The organism is Streptosporangium sp. NPDC049248 (genome assembly GCF_040678965.1).
Lineage (GTDB): Bacteria > Actinomycetota > Actinomycetes > Streptosporangiales > Streptosporangiaceae > Streptosporangium > Streptosporangium fukuiense.
Map to the genome: position 1 here is coordinate 376,305 of NZ_JBFAQY010000003.1, position 13,174 is coordinate 389,478.

General features: G+C 71.9%; 13 protein-coding genes. 8 read left to right on the plus strand and 5 right to left on the minus strand.

Features of this window, described 5'->3' with window-relative positions; all coding sequences use genetic code 11:
* Positions 1–18: 18 nt before the first annotated feature.
* On the minus strand, positions 19–960 hold the full coding sequence (locus AB0K21_RS08375) for an EamA family transporter (RefSeq protein ID WP_364148807.1): 942 nt from the start codon (positions 958–960) through the stop codon (positions 19–21).
* Between the two features lie 247 nt (positions 961–1,207).
* On the opposite strand from AB0K21_RS08375, the gene AB0K21_RS08380 reads away from it, so the two are divergent.
* The 3 genes from AB0K21_RS08380 (at position 1,208) to AB0K21_RS08390 (ending at position 4,854) form a co-directional block, all read left to right on the plus strand.
* On the plus strand, positions 1,208–3,331 hold the full coding sequence (locus AB0K21_RS08380; protein WP_343975059.1) for a prolyl oligopeptidase family serine peptidase: 2,124 nt from the start codon (positions 1,208–1,210) through the stop codon (positions 3,329–3,331).
* Between the two features lie 112 nt (positions 3,332–3,443).
* Positions 3,444–3,809: a VOC family protein gene (locus AB0K21_RS08385; RefSeq protein WP_343975062.1), complete on the plus strand. Its 366-nt coding sequence runs from the start codon at positions 3,444–3,446 to the stop codon at positions 3,807–3,809.
* Positions 3,810–3,966: 157 nt separating this feature from the next.
* Positions 3,967–4,854 (plus strand): DMT family transporter, encoded by an 888-nt coding sequence (locus tag AB0K21_RS08390; protein ID WP_343975065.1) that lies wholly within the window; start codon positions 3,967–3,969, stop codon positions 4,852–4,854.
* 17 nt (positions 4,855–4,871) lie between these two features.
* On the opposite strand, the gene AB0K21_RS08395 is transcribed toward AB0K21_RS08390, so the two are convergent.
* Entirely contained in the window at positions 4,872–6,014 is a 1,143-nt protein-coding gene (locus AB0K21_RS08395; protein WP_343975068.1) for an FAD-dependent oxidoreductase, read from the minus strand.
* A gap of 73 nt (positions 6,015–6,087) precedes the next feature.
* Between AB0K21_RS08395 and AB0K21_RS08400 the strand changes: the two genes are divergently transcribed.
* Positions 6,088–6,663 carry a TetR/AcrR family transcriptional regulator gene (locus tag AB0K21_RS08400; RefSeq protein WP_343975071.1) on the plus strand — a complete coding sequence of 192 codons (576 nt, stop codon included), beginning with the start codon at positions 6,088–6,090 and terminating at the stop codon, positions 6,661–6,663.
* Between the two features lie 129 nt (positions 6,664–6,792).
* On the opposite strand, the gene AB0K21_RS08405 is transcribed toward AB0K21_RS08400, so the two are convergent.
* Positions 6,793–7,380: a GNAT family protein gene (locus AB0K21_RS08405; protein WP_343975074.1), complete on the minus strand. Its 588-nt coding sequence runs from the start codon at positions 7,378–7,380 to the stop codon at positions 6,793–6,795.
* Positions 7,381–7,575: 195 nt separating this feature from the next.
* Between AB0K21_RS08405 and AB0K21_RS08410 the strand changes: the two genes are divergently transcribed.
* From AB0K21_RS08410 to AB0K21_RS08420, 3 genes are all read left to right on the plus strand, one after another.
* Complete coding sequence (locus tag AB0K21_RS08410) at positions 7,576–7,710, plus strand: hypothetical protein (RefSeq protein ID WP_364148810.1); 135 nt, start codon at positions 7,576–7,578, stop codon at positions 7,708–7,710.
* A 107-nt stretch (positions 7,711–7,817) separates the two neighbouring features.
* On the plus strand, positions 7,818–8,987 hold the full coding sequence (locus AB0K21_RS08415) for an acyl-CoA dehydrogenase family protein (protein ID WP_343975214.1): 1,170 nt from the start codon (positions 7,818–7,820) through the stop codon (positions 8,985–8,987).
* 28 nt (positions 8,988–9,015) lie between these two features.
* A complete protein-coding gene (locus AB0K21_RS08420; RefSeq protein ID WP_364148812.1) occupies positions 9,016–10,125 on the plus strand; it encodes an acyl-CoA dehydrogenase family protein in 1,110 nt (369 codons plus the stop codon).
* A gap of 87 nt (positions 10,126–10,212) precedes the next feature.
* On the opposite strand, the gene AB0K21_RS08425 is transcribed toward AB0K21_RS08420, so the two are convergent.
* Positions 10,213–10,818 (minus strand): TetR/AcrR family transcriptional regulator, encoded by a 606-nt coding sequence (locus AB0K21_RS08425; protein WP_343975085.1) that lies wholly within the window; start codon positions 10,816–10,818, stop codon positions 10,213–10,215.
* A 228-nt stretch (positions 10,819–11,046) separates the two neighbouring features.
* Between AB0K21_RS08425 and AB0K21_RS08430 the strand changes: the two genes are divergently transcribed.
* Positions 11,047–11,784: a nuclease-related domain-containing protein gene (locus tag AB0K21_RS08430; RefSeq protein ID WP_343975088.1), complete on the plus strand. Its 738-nt coding sequence runs from the start codon at positions 11,047–11,049 to the stop codon at positions 11,782–11,784.
* 30 nt (positions 11,785–11,814) lie between these two features.
* Here AB0K21_RS08430 and AB0K21_RS08435 read toward each other — a convergent pair whose 3' ends face one another.
* Complete coding sequence (locus AB0K21_RS08435; protein WP_364148815.1) at positions 11,815–13,167, minus strand: VWA domain-containing protein; 1,353 nt, start codon at positions 13,165–13,167, stop codon at positions 11,815–11,817.
* Positions 13,168–13,174 lie beyond the last annotated feature (7 nt).

Genomic DNA, 13,174 nt, shown 5'->3' on the forward strand with positions numbered 1-13,174 from the left:
GCGGTGATTCGGCACGGCTCAGGTCGTGCCGTTCCCCCCTCCCCTCTCGCCCGCGGCGAGCAAGGCGACCGCGCCGAGCAGCAGGGCGCCGCCGCACGCCGCCGCCACGGTGAGCCGCTCGCCGAGCAGCAGGACGCCGAGGAGCGCCGCGCCGACCGGCTCCACCAGGGAGATCACCGAGGCGGTCGTGGCACGCACCCCGGCGAGCCCGGTGAAGAAGAGGCCGTAGGCCAGCGCCGTCGGAACCGTGCCCAGAAAGGCGATGATCGCCCAGGAGGCGAGCGGGTCGCCGGAGGGCAGCAGGCCCTGGGCCAGTGCGACGGGCAGCAGGCAGAGCCCGCCGACGACGAAGCCGCCCATGGCGGTGCGGTACGGCTCGCCGGAGGAGGCCCGGTTGAGCAGGGTCACGCCCGCGTACCCGGCCGCCGACAGCAGCGCCCACCCGATGCCGGCCGCGGAGAAGGTCGCGGAGCCGTCGTCGAGGGTCAGCATCGCCAGACCGGTCAGGGCGATCGTGACCGCGCCCAGCCCGGCCGCGCCCAGCCGCTCGCCCAGGAGCAGCCGCCCGCCCGCGGCGACGAGGACGGGAGTGGCGCCTATGGTGACCACCGTCGCCACGGCCAGTCCCGATCCGGCGATCGCCGCGAAGTAGGCGGTCTGGTAGACGGCCATCGCCACGCCGGTGACCAGGATCCGCCCGAGGGCGGCCCCGAGCCGGGGCCGCGGCGAGCGGGTCCCGCGGATGGTGGGCGGTCCGGCGGACCGGGGGCCGCCGAGGCCGAGGAGACGGCCGGCCAGCAGGAGCATGGCGGCTCCGGCGGCGAACCGCCAGAAGGAGACGGCGACGGGGCCGAGCCCGCCCGCCTGGTAGAGCAGCGCGCCCGCGGCACCGCCGGTGCCCCAGGCGGTCGCCGCGACGGACACGTACAGCAGGCCCCGCCGCACGGAGACATGCGTCATGGAGGTCTCTCCAGATGAGGTGATCGTCGTCAGGTCGCACGTATGCGGACGGCAAGCACCCACCGGACCGCTCGGGTCCGGTCGTCAGGAGAGAGGGCCGCCCGCTAGCGGGCGGTCGGCGGGGAAGTGATCAGAAACACGGACTCACCCTAGCCAGACGTTCTGTAGATTCTCAATTCGCATTCCCATGGAAACCGGGCTCACGGAAGCTCCCGACGACAGGCTGGTCGCACCAGCGGAGGATCAGATGACGAGGAAGCCGGGCCGGGCCCTGGCGGTTCCCGGGACGCGACGTGATCCGGACGGTGGCCGCACGCTGCACGGCAGGTGGTTCGCCGACCCCTACGCCTGGCTGGAGCGGCTCGACGACGCGGAGACCCAGGCGTGGATCGCGGCGCAGGAGGCCGTCACGCACTCCGTGCTGCGCGCGGAGCCCGGACGCGACTGGCTGCGCGCGGCGGTGTCCCGATCGGCGCGCCACGCGCGGCTGTCGCCGCCGATTCCCGCCGGGCCGCCCGGACGCGAGTTCGTCTGGCGGGCGGAGGCCGGCGACGAGAAGCTCTCCCTCATGCTCCGGCGCCACGGGGGCGCACCGCTGGAGGCGGTGCTCGACCCCAACACCTGGCCGAGCGACGAGGCACTGGTGTTCGCCGTGCCGTCGCCCGACGGCGCGCTGGTCGCGTTCGGGAAGGCCGTCGGCGGTACCCACGACGCGGTGATCCAGGTGCTCGACGTCGAGACGGGGCGGCTCCTTCCCGACCGGCCCCGCGGCACGGGCCACACGGCACCGGCCTGGCGACCCGACGGGTCGGGGTTCTTCTACGCGGCCTGTCCCGAGCCGGGCGAGGTGCCCGCGGGCGACGAGGCGCACTGGAACGCCGTCTACGAGCACCGGCTCGGGTCGGACGAGCCGGCCCGCCGGATCTTCGGTGACGACCACGAGAAGGAGTACTGGTGCTCCGTCAGGATCAGTGAGTGCGGGCGCTTCGCCGTGCTGTACAAGTGGGACTACGTGCACGCCAACGTCGTCCACCTGCTGCGCCTGGCCGACGACGCGTTCCTGCCGGTCGCTCCCGTCATGCGCTCTCTCAACCAGGTGCAGGTGGTCGGCGACTCCCTGCTCGTCCACACCGACCTCGACGCGCCGCGTGGCCGCCTCTGCGTCGCGCCGCTCACCGCCCCGACGGAGTGGCGGACGCTCATCCCGGAGAACTCGGACACGCTGCAGACGGTCACGGGCATCGGCGGCCGGCTCTACGCCGTCTACTCGCACGCGGCGTCGCACCGGGTGCGCATCCACGCCGAAGACGGCGCCTATCTGCGCGACCTGGCGCTGCCGGGGCTCGGCTCGGTGAATCGCAACGAGGGCGAGGGCATCGTCAGCGGTGTCAGCGGCTCCTGGAGCGGCGACGAGGTGTGGGTGAACTTCACCTCGTACGTGCAGCCGCCGTCGGTCTACCGGTACGACTACGCGGCCGACCGCCTGTCGCCGTACCACGTACCCGACGTGGGGCTGGACGCCTCCGCGTACGTGACGGACCAGGACTGGTACGAGTCGCCGGACGGTACCCGGGTGTCGATGTTCGTCGTTCATCACCGGGATCTGCCTCGCGACGGTCGCCGGCCCGTGCGGCTGAACGGCTACGGCGGCTTCAACATCCCGCTGGAGCCGCGCTTCTCCGCGCTGAACGCCGCCTGGCTGAAACTGGGCGGCGTGCTCGCCTTCGCCAACGTGCGAGGCGGCGGCGAGTACGGCCGCGCCTGGCACGAGGGGGCGGTCAAGACGCGGCGGCAGAACGCCTTCGACGACTACATCGCGGCGGCCCGCCGGCTGGAGTCGGCGGGCTACACGACACCCTCCAGGCTCCTCTCGCGCGGCAACAGCAACGGCGGTCTGCTCGTCGCCGTCACCGCCATGCAGGCACCCGAGGCGTTCGGAGCCGTCTACTGCCGCGCGCCCGTCCTCGACATGCTGAACTTTCCGAGATTCGGCCACCTGAGCTCGGCGACCGTCGAATACGGCTCGCCCGACGACCCCGTCGAGGGCGCCTATCTCGCCGGGTACTCGCCGTATCACAACGTCCGAGCCGATCGCCGCTATCCCGTGATGGCGTTCGTGCCGGCGTTGAACGACCGGGTCGCACCGCCGCACGATCCGCTCAAGATGGTCGCCATGCTCCAGTCCGAGGCCAAGGAGGGCGGCCCCTATCTCCTGCTGCCGCTCCGGGCCTCGGGACACGGCGGCGGCACCACGCTGACGGCGCTCGTCGAACAGGACGTCGACGAGCTGAGCTTCTGCTGCTGGGCGCTCGACGTCGCGGTGCCCTCGCCGGACGAGGCGTCCGGTGTGACCTCGCGGGCCGCGCGCTGAGCCGGGCCGGGGACGCTCGTCGTGGGCTCGGAGAACGGGGCCACCGGTTTTCGCCGGTAAACGGTCGGTGAACGTGACAGCGGCTGACAGGTATGGGCGAGAGGATCGTGCCATGACCATGACAGCGAAACTCCTCGCCGTGACCATAGACTGCGCCGAGCCCAGGCGACTGGCCGAGTTCTACGCGGCCGTCTTCGGCTACCAGGTGCAGTACGCGGAGGACACCTACGCCGGTATCGGCGACGGCACGATGACCCTCTACTTCCAGCAGAACCTGGACCGCAAGCCCGCCGCGTGGCCCGGCCCCGACAAGCAGTTCCACCTGGACGTCCGCGTCGCCGACGTGGAGACGGCGGTCCGGGACTACCTGGAGCTCGGGGCCACCAGGCCCGCCTTCCAGCCGGGCGAGGGAAAGTGGGTGGTGCTCGCCGACCCCGAGGGCCACCTGTTCTGCGTCTGCCCGACGGGCGACCAGTAGGCCGTCTCCGGGCCCCGCCGCCGAACCCGGCGAGCGTGGACGGTCATCGCACCCGGCGGCGGGCCGCCGCCGGGTGCGATGAGAGGCGGCGCAAGTCTCTACCCGTTCGTCGTGCGCTCTAAGCTTGCGGGGTGACCCAAGAAGCGCTTCTTCCCAGATGTCCTGTTCGTTCTGCGGGGTGGCGATGACCTGGGTCGGGATATCGATCGCGTTGGTCGGTGCGCTGGGCTACGCCCTGGGGGCCGCGCTCCAGCAGTTCGAGGCGGTCTCCGAGGGCGCCTCGCTGAAGCTGATGAGGCGGCCCCGCTGGTGGATCGGCGGTGTCATCGGGTTCACCGGGGCGTCCCTGCACGCCGTCGCCCTCAGCTTCGCGCCGCTGATAGCGGTACAGCCGATCAGCGTGGCGACGCTGGTGTTCGCGGTGCCGCTGGCGGCGATACTGCACGGCAGACGCCCGCACCGGGCGGAGATCAGCGGTTCGATCGCGGTGGCCGTCGGGCTGCTCGGCCTGCTGCTGCTGGTTCCCGTGCACCCGGTGAAACCGCACCTGACGAACCAGGAGGCGCTGGGCTTCCTCGGCTGCGTCGGGCTGGTCATCCTGGTGACCCATCTGCTGGGGCGGAAGATGGGCGGCTCGGCCAAGGCGCTCATGCTGTCGGTCGCCGCCGGAGCGATGACCGCCAGCGTCTCCACCTTCGTCCGGGTGGTGGGCGGCAACTTCGGCGGCGACTTCGGCAAGCTGCTCAGCTGGTTCACGGTCGCCATCCCGGTGCTGCTCGTCTGCGCGGTCGTGTTGCTGCAGAAGACCTACGAGGTGGGTTACTTCGGCATCTCCTACGCGGCGGTGCAGGTGGTCGACCCGATCACCTCGATCCTCGCCGGCGTGCTCCTGCTCGACGAGGCGGTGCCCACCGGCTGGCTGAACGTGGTCCCCGCGCTCTTCGCGGGCGCGCTGGTGGTCTGGGGGACGGTCGTCCTGGGGAGGCTCTCCCCGGACCAGGGGGTCCCGGCCGCGGCGCGCGAGAAGGCGACGGTCTCGCCGTAGCCGCCCCGGGCGGCGGGTCAGGCCGAGGGTGGCGTCCAGCCGAGCACCTCGTCCATCGCGCCGTTCGCGCGTGAGGGGGCGATCCGCCAGCTGAGCGCCGTCATCGTGTCGCGCAGCCGCACGGCCAGCGGGTTGCGCAGCCGGGTGACGCGGCAGACCGCGGCGGACCGGGCCACGATCCTGGAGGTGCGCTCCAGCCGGGCGGCGGTGTAGTCGGCCAGCCTGCCGGTCTCGCCGTCGCCGACCACGTGGGCCAGCACCACCGCGTCCTCGATCGCCTGGCAGGCGCCCTGGCCGAGGTTGGGGGTCATGGCGTGCGCGGCGTCGCCCAGCAGCGCGACCCTGCCCCGGTGCATGGCGGGCAACGGGGTGGCGAGGTGGTGGACGTCGTTCCGCAGCACCCGTTCCGGTGTGGCGGCGGCGAGCAGTTCCGGGATCGGGGAGTGCCACTCTGCGAACAACCGGCGCAGCTCGGCCGACTGGTCCCCGCCACCGCCGCCCGCGGGGACGGTGTCGGTGGCGTAGCAGTAGGCCGTGTCCCCGGCCAGCGGCATGACCCCGAAGACCTTTCCGCGTCCCCAGCTCTCGTAGGCCTGGCCGGGTATGCCCGGAGCCGGGACGAGCAGCCGCCAGGCGGTGACGCCCGAGTAACTCGGGGCGGGATGCGCCGGAAACAGCGTGGACCTGACGGGGGAGTGGATGCCGTCGGCCCCGACCACCAGGTCCGCCTCCGTCCGCCCGCCGGCGAAGGTCACCAGGCCGCTGTCCGCGTCGACCCCGGTGACCTCGGTGTTCAGCCGGACCGTGCCGCTCGTGAGGCGTGCGGAGAGCGCGGTGACCAGGTCCGCGCGGCGCAGTAGCACCCCGAAGTCGCCGCCGTTGCGCGCGGAGACGGCCTCCGTACTGGTCTTCGCCAGCCATCTGCCGTCGGAACGCCGGAGGCCGCCCGCGCCCTGGATCGCCGACAGCCCGCGGATCTCGTCGCCGGCCCCGATCGTGTCGAGCGCCCTGAGTGCGTTGGCGGCCACGGCCAGGCCGGAGCCGACGGGTTCCAGGGACGCGGCCCGCTCGAAGACCGTCACCTGCCAGCCCCGCCGCTGTAACGCCACCGCCGCCGTCAGCCCGCCGATGCCCGCTCCGACGATCGCCGCGTGTGCCATGGCCCTCTCCTTCACTACGGATGTAGTGAAAGTTACTACGTCCGTAGTTAAACTACAAATGTAGTATTCGAGGGTGAAGTCCCAGCGCGCCGAGCTCATCGCCGACACCGCCATCGACCTGCTCGTGGAGCGGGGGATGCGCGGCCTGACCCACCGGGCCGTGGACGAGGCGGCGGGACTGCCGCCGGGGTCCACCTCCAACCTGGCCCGTACCCGGTCCGCACTGCTGGAGCTGACCCTCGACCGGCTCACCCGGCTGGAGTCCGCCCTGTTCGCGCCGATCCTCGACGCGCCGGGGCTGGACGCGGTCGACGTGCTCGCCGAGATGACGGCCCGGCTGCTCTGGTCGCAGCTGACCGTCGGCCGCCGCCGGACGGTCGCCCGCTATGAGCTGGCCCTTGAGGCCACCCGCCGTCCCGAGCTGCGCACCATCTACGACCGGGCCGGCGAGCGCTTCCGCGATCCCGTGGTCGCGATCCTCGCCGCCGCCGGGTCGGCCGATCCGGTACGGCACGGGCGCCAGGTCGTGGCCTTCGGCGAGGGGATGATGTTCGACGCCATGGTCGGTGCCGGAGCCGAACCGACCCTGGACGACCTCCGCCTGGGGATCGGAGAGCTGCTGCGCGGCATGCTGGGCCGGGAAGGGTAGGGCTCGGCCGGAGCGTCGCGGAGACCGGAGAGGTCCGGAGCTCGAATGGTTCGGGGCTCGGCAGGGTTCAGCGGTGATCCGGGAGACCGGAGAGGCCCGGAAGGGCGGACGGGCCGGTTCGGGAGCCGCTCAGCGGGTCAGGCCGGTGAGGCGGGCGCGGTGGGCGGGCCACTCGTCGTCCAGGATGCCGAAGTAGACGGTGTCGCGCCAGGTGCCGTCGGCGCGGCGGCGGTGGCGGCGCAGGGTGCCCTCGTGAACGCCGCCGATGCGCCTGATCGCGTTCTGCGAGCGGATGTTCAGGTTGTCGGTCTTGAGCTGCACCCGGTTCACGCCCAGCTTGTCGAAGGCGTGGTCGATCAGCAGGACCTTGCACGCGGTGTTCACCGCGGAGCGCCACACGGTTCTGCCGTACCAGGTCCAGCCGATCTCGATGCTGTCGGCGTACCCGGGAGTGTCGATGTAGGTGGTCCAGCCGACCGCCCGGCCGGTCTCCCTCAGCACCACCGCGAACGGCACGTGGTCCGGTGTCTCGATCAGCCGCGCCGCGATCAGGGCCAGTTCGGCCTCGGTGCGCGGGGCGGGGCCGGTCACCCAGCGCCACACCTCGTCGTCGCCGCCGCCGGCGGCGAACAGGTCGGGGATGTGGCCGTCGGTCAACGGCTCCAGCCGTACGGTGTCGCCTTCGAGGGTGAGGGGAGTGGGCATCTGCGCGGTCATGGCAGGTGACTCTAGGGCTCCGAGCGGACCTGCTCGAAGGTCCACTCGGCAGGACTTTCCGGCGACCACTCGGCGGCCGGGGCGCGGCCCCCGGTCCCGTCGCGGAACGGGATCCCGTGAATTTCGGCAGGGTCGGGCGTGTCGACAGGCGTACCGTCTGGTCGGTACACTCTCGGCAGACCGTGAGGAGATCCCATGGATTTCGTGTTCCAGACCGGGACCGGGCAGTCGCGGGGGCGGCTGCCCGACGTCATGGACGGGTTCGCCCGTCTGGTGCTCGCGGCCCGGGTCGCCGGGCGCTGCGGATCTTCTGAAAAGCACCTGACCTGACCTCGCCGTTCCCCCTCCCGCGTGCCGGGACTGCGGGCGGTGCCAGGGGGCCCGGGGTCGCCGGGCGCCCGAATCGATGAAGATCGACGAAGGGAGCGTTCGTGGCGCTGGACGAAGAGGCGGTCAGGGAGCGCGCTGTCGCGTTCCTGGCCGCGCACGATCCCGCGGGGGATCGGCTGGAGTTCCTGCGGGCCAGGTTCGACGCCGGGCTGGCCTGGGTGCACTTCCCCGAGGGGCTCGGCGGGCTCGGAGCCGCCCGCGAGTTGCAGCACGTCGTGGAGCACGAGCTCGCGGGGACGCCGCAGATCAACCTCGGGCTGCAGACGATCGGGCTGGGCATGGCCGCGCCCACGATCCTGACGTTCGGCACCGACGAGCAGCGCAGCCGGTTCCTGCGCCCGCTGTGGACGGGTGAGGAGATCTGGTGCCAGCTCTTCAGCGAGCCCGGCGCCGGCTCCGACCTGGCCACGCTCGGCACCCGCGCGGTCAGGGACGGGGACGAGTGGGTCGTCGACGGGCAGAAGGTGTGGACCTCCGGTGCCCACCACTCCCGGTGGGCGATCCTGGTCGCCAGGACCGACCCGGACGTGCCCAAGCACCGGGGGCTCACCTACTTCGTGTGCGACATGCACGCCCCCGGGGTCGAGGTCAGGCCGCTGCGGCAGATCACCGGTGAGGCCGAGTTCAACGAGGTCTTCCTCACCGGGGTGCGGCTCGGCGACGACCTGCGGCTGGGAGAGATCGGCGACGGCTGGCGGGTCGCGCAGACCACGCTCATGAACGAGCGGGTCGCCATCGGCGGCACGCCGGTCAAGCGGGGCGGCGGCATGGTCGGCCTGCTCTCGGAGGTCTGGCGTTCCCGGCCCGAGGCGCGCACCCACGACCTCCACCAGCGGCTGCTGCGCCTGTGGGTGGAGGCGGAGGTGACCCGCCTGGCCGGGACGCGGCTGCGCGAGCAGCTGTCCGCCGGGCAGCCGGGCCCCGAGGGTTCCGGTATGAAGCTCGCCTTCGCCTCGCTCAACCAGGCCCTGTCCGGGCTGGACGTCGAGCTGCGCGGCGAGGAGGGCCTGGCCTACGACGACTGGACCTTCCGCCGCTCCGAGGGCGTCGACTTCGTCGGCCGGGGTTCCGGGTACCGCTACCTGCGCGCCAAGGGGAACTCCATCGAGGGCGGCACCTCGGAGATCCTGCGCAACATCGTCGCCGAGCGCGTGCTCGGCCTGCCCTCGGAACCCCGCGTCGACAAGGACGTGCCCTGGAAGGACCTGCCCCGATGAGGTACGACGCGAAAGTGGTGAGCGACCGGTGACACTGCTCTACACCGAGGTCGAGGAGGAGCTCCGCGCCTCCGTACGGGGCCTCCTCGCGGACCGCTGCCCGGCTGACGCCGTGCTGAAGCGGGTCGAGTCCGAGGCGCCGTACGACATGGACCTGTGGAAGACGCTGTCGCGGGAGATCGGGGTGGCGGGCCTGCTGGTGCCGGAGGACCACGGCGGGGCGGGGGCGTCGGCGCGCGAGGTCGCGGTGGTGCTGGAGGAGCTGGGACGGGCGGTGGCGCCGCTGCCGTTCTTCACCAGCTCGGTGCTCGCCACGAAGGCCCTGCTGCAGGTCGGCGAGGAGGACCTGATCCAGGAGCTCGCCTCGGGCGAGACGACGGCGGCGCTGGCGGTGTCGCTGGCGGCGTCTCCGTACCGGCCGTTGCCGGAGACCGTCACCGTCACCGACGAGGGGCTGCTGAACGGGGAGGTCAGGGCGGTGGCCGGCGCGGACGTGGCGGACGTGCTGCTGGTGCCCGTCGGAACGGCGCTCTACCGGGTGGAGGCGGAGAACGTCCGGATCGAGGTGCTGCCCTCGCTGGACCTGACCCGGCCGATCGCCACCGTCACCTTCTCGGACACCCCCGCGTCGGCGCTCGGCAGGCTCGACGTGCGAAGGGTGCTGAGCTTCGGCGCGGGGCTGCTCGCCTCCGAGCAGCTGGGCGTCGCCGAGTGGTGCCTGGGCACGACGCTCGCCTACATCAAGGAGCGTCACCAGTTCGCCCGCCCGGTGGGGTCCTTCCAGGCGGTCAAGCACCGGATGGCCGATCTCTGGCTGGACGTGGTGCGCGCCCGCGCGGCGGCCAGGAACGCGGCCGACCTGCCGGCCGGGGACGCCGGGGACCGGGCTGGCTTCGGCGACGCGGAGACGGTCCAGAGCCGTGAGCTGGCCGCGGCGGTGGCCAAGTCGTGGTGTTCCGAGGTGGCGCTGCACGTCGCCGAGGAGAGCGTCCAGCTCCACGGCGGGATCGGGATGACCTGGGAGCACCCGGTGCACCTGTATCTCAAGCGCGCCAAGGCGACCGAGATCGCACTCGGCACCCCCGGTGCGCACCGGGAGGCGGTGGCGGCTCTCGCGGACCTGCCCGCGCCCGCCTGATCCCGCCGCCCCGCTCCCGCTCGCGGGTCGGTGTCATCCGGCTCGCGAGCGGGGAGCGGGGCTTGCCCCGTGCGCCGGGTAGGGGACTTACTTCGTAAAGGGGGGCGTCGGCTCCGGGCGGAGCGAGGTGAGGAGCAGGTCGGCGAAGTGCGCCCCCAGCTCCGAACCCGAGAGCGGGCCCTCCGGGCTGTACCAGGTGCCCAGGTGGTGCACGGAGCCGAAGAAGAAGTCGACGACGATGTCGGCGGGCACGTCCTTCCTGAAGGTGCCCTCCTGCTGTCCCTCGATGACCAGGTCGCGGAAGCGTTCGTGGTAGCGGCGCCGCTCGGCGCGGACGACCTTGCGGATGTCGGGCGCGAGCAGGTGCATCGACCGGAAGAAGATCTTGGAGTCGTCCAGGTTCTCCACGGTGGTCGCCACGACGTCCGCGGCGGCGGTGTGCAGGCGCTCGGCCACCGGTCCCGAGCTCTCGGCGAAGTGGGTCAGCCGCTCCATCTGCATGCGCAGCACCCGGCCGTAGATCTCGCGGAGCAGGTCGTCCTTGGAATCGAAGTAGTGGTACATGGCGCCCTTGGTGACACCGGCCGCCGAGACGATCCCCTGCACCGACGTGCCCTCGAAGCCCCGCTCGGCGAAGAGGCGGGTGGCCTCGCCGAGCAGGCGCTGCCGTACCGGCTCCTGGTCCTGAGTCATACGTGTCCCCCATGGTGTGGTGAGGGAAAGCGTACCGACTGGTTGGTCAAACAGGCGGTCGATTGTCGGAGACGTGTTACTTGCGTCACCTTCGCGGTTACGCGATAGCTGGAGCCCCCAATTGGGTATTTCATAGTCCAAGGATCTTCAGTGTGGCAGGTCCCCCCACATTTCCTTCACGACCACATCGAGCCATGGGGGTTCGTCATGCCCGGCGGATCTATCTACGTGACGCCAGTCGACCAGGTCCACGGCCTGTCACCCCAGGTCATGTACGAGCAGTTCTGGCTCAAGGAGGTCGTCCACCGCAGGAAGATGCGCGGGGTCAAGGCGGCGGTCGGCCTGGTGGTGGGCGTCGCGCTGGCCTACCGGTTCAACCTGTCCGCGCCGATCCTCGGGCTGCTGTGCGGGCTGCTCGTCGGGGCCGCGGACGCGTTCTGGACCTGGCGCGAGTACGACGCCACCGCCGTCTGGCGCGGCAGGCGCAGGGGCGAGACCATCACCGGCAGGCTGCTCCGCCGCAGGCTGCGCAGGGCCGGCTACCACATCCTCGACGGCCGGGCCATCCCGGGCAAGGCCTCGATCGACCACCTCGTCATCGGTCCCGGCGGCGTCTGGGTGGTCGACAACGAGGCATGGCACCCGGAGACCGAGATCGCCCGGTACGGTGACCGGCTGTTCCTCGGCGAGAAGTACGGCACGAAAACGGCGAAGGCGCTCGTCGAGGTCTCCGAGTCACTGGCCGAGGTGCTCTCCCGCGAGTCGGGCATCCCCGTCACCATCGAGCCGTTGCTCGCCGTGCACGGCGGGCAGCTCAGGCGGTCGGTCACCGCGGAGGGGCTCACCCTCCTCAAGCCCCGCCTGGTCGCGCGCTGGATCAAGGACGGTCCGCGGGCGGACTTCGACGACGCCCAGGTGGAGGTGCTCGCCAGGACCGCGGCCCGGGTGCTGCGCCGGATGAGCTGACCGTACGCCGACCGCGGAGGTGGGGGCCGCTCAGGCGAGCTCCTCGATGAAGGCCGCCAGCTGCGCGACGTTCCGGCACTCGTACATGGGCACGATCCCCCCGTACGCCGTCGCCACCGAGTCGCCGGTGTCCCACTGGGCGGTCGGCTCCGGGTTGAGCCAGTAGCTGTGCCGGGCCTCCCTGGTCAGCCGCTTCAGCGTCTCCAGCGCGGGCGGCTGGTAGTTGGACCGGGCGTCGCCCAGGATCAGCAGCGACGTCTTCGGCCCGATGGCGTCGCCGTACCGCTCGGCGAACCTCTCCAGCGCATGGCCGTAGTTGGTCCGGCCGAAACGCACCATGTCGGCCTCCCGCACCAGCCGGGTCATCGCCTCCGCCACGTCGGCACCGGGCACGAAGAACCGGGTGATCTCGTCCACGGTGTCCACGAACCCGAACGCGCGGACCTTGGTGAACTGCTCGCGCAGCGCGTAGGTCAGCAGCAGGGTGAAGTGGGCGAAGGCGGCGACCGAGTCGCTGGTGTCGCAGAGCACGACCAGTTCGGGCTTGTGCGGGCGGCGCGGCCTGTTGAAGGTGGTCAGCGGCACCCCGCCGCTGGACAGCGAGGCCCGTACGGTCCTGCGGAAGTCGAGGCGGCCGCGGTGGCCGAGCCGGTGCTTGACGGTCAGCCTGGCGGCGAGGCGCCGGGCGAGCGGGTGGACCTCCCTGCGGAGCCTGGCCAGGTCGGCCTTGGTGATCCGCAGGAAGTCGAGCTGCTCCAGCGGCGGGCGTACCGAGGATCGGGCGATCCGCTCGATTCCGGAGTCCTCGGCGATCCGGCGGCGCACGTCGCGGGAGACGGCGTCCTCGAAGCGTCTGGTGTTCTCGCCGATCCGCTGCCGGGCGACCTTCTCGGCCAGCCCGCCGCGCTCCTGACCGGCGAGGACCTCGGCGAGCAGGCGCGCCATGAGCGTCTCGGGGGAGAGCGCCCGCATCACCGAGTAGGAGAACCAGTTCTGCCTGCCGGGACTCGCCGCCTGGCGGCCGAAGCGCTCCACCATGGCCCGTGCGAACTCGTTCATCCCCTCGGCGCCCAGCAGCAGCCCGGCCAGCCGGTCGCGCAGCTCGGGGAGCTCGGCGGTCTCCAGATCGAGTTCGGTCTCGTGCGAGGGCCGCAGGCCGGTCGTGGAGGCGGGGAACCACAGGTCGAACAGCGTGTCGAAGCCCGGCCGGTGCGAGGGCCGCTTGACCAGCGTCGCGGCGTACGCGGCCCGCAGCGACTCCCGCTCGGTCAGGTCGATCACCTCCAGTGCCCTGGCCGCGTCCAGCCCCTCGGCCAGCGACACCGGCAGTCCCGCCTCGCGTAGCGCGTGCACGAATCCCACGTGCCGGTCGAGCAGGCTCACCTTCCGC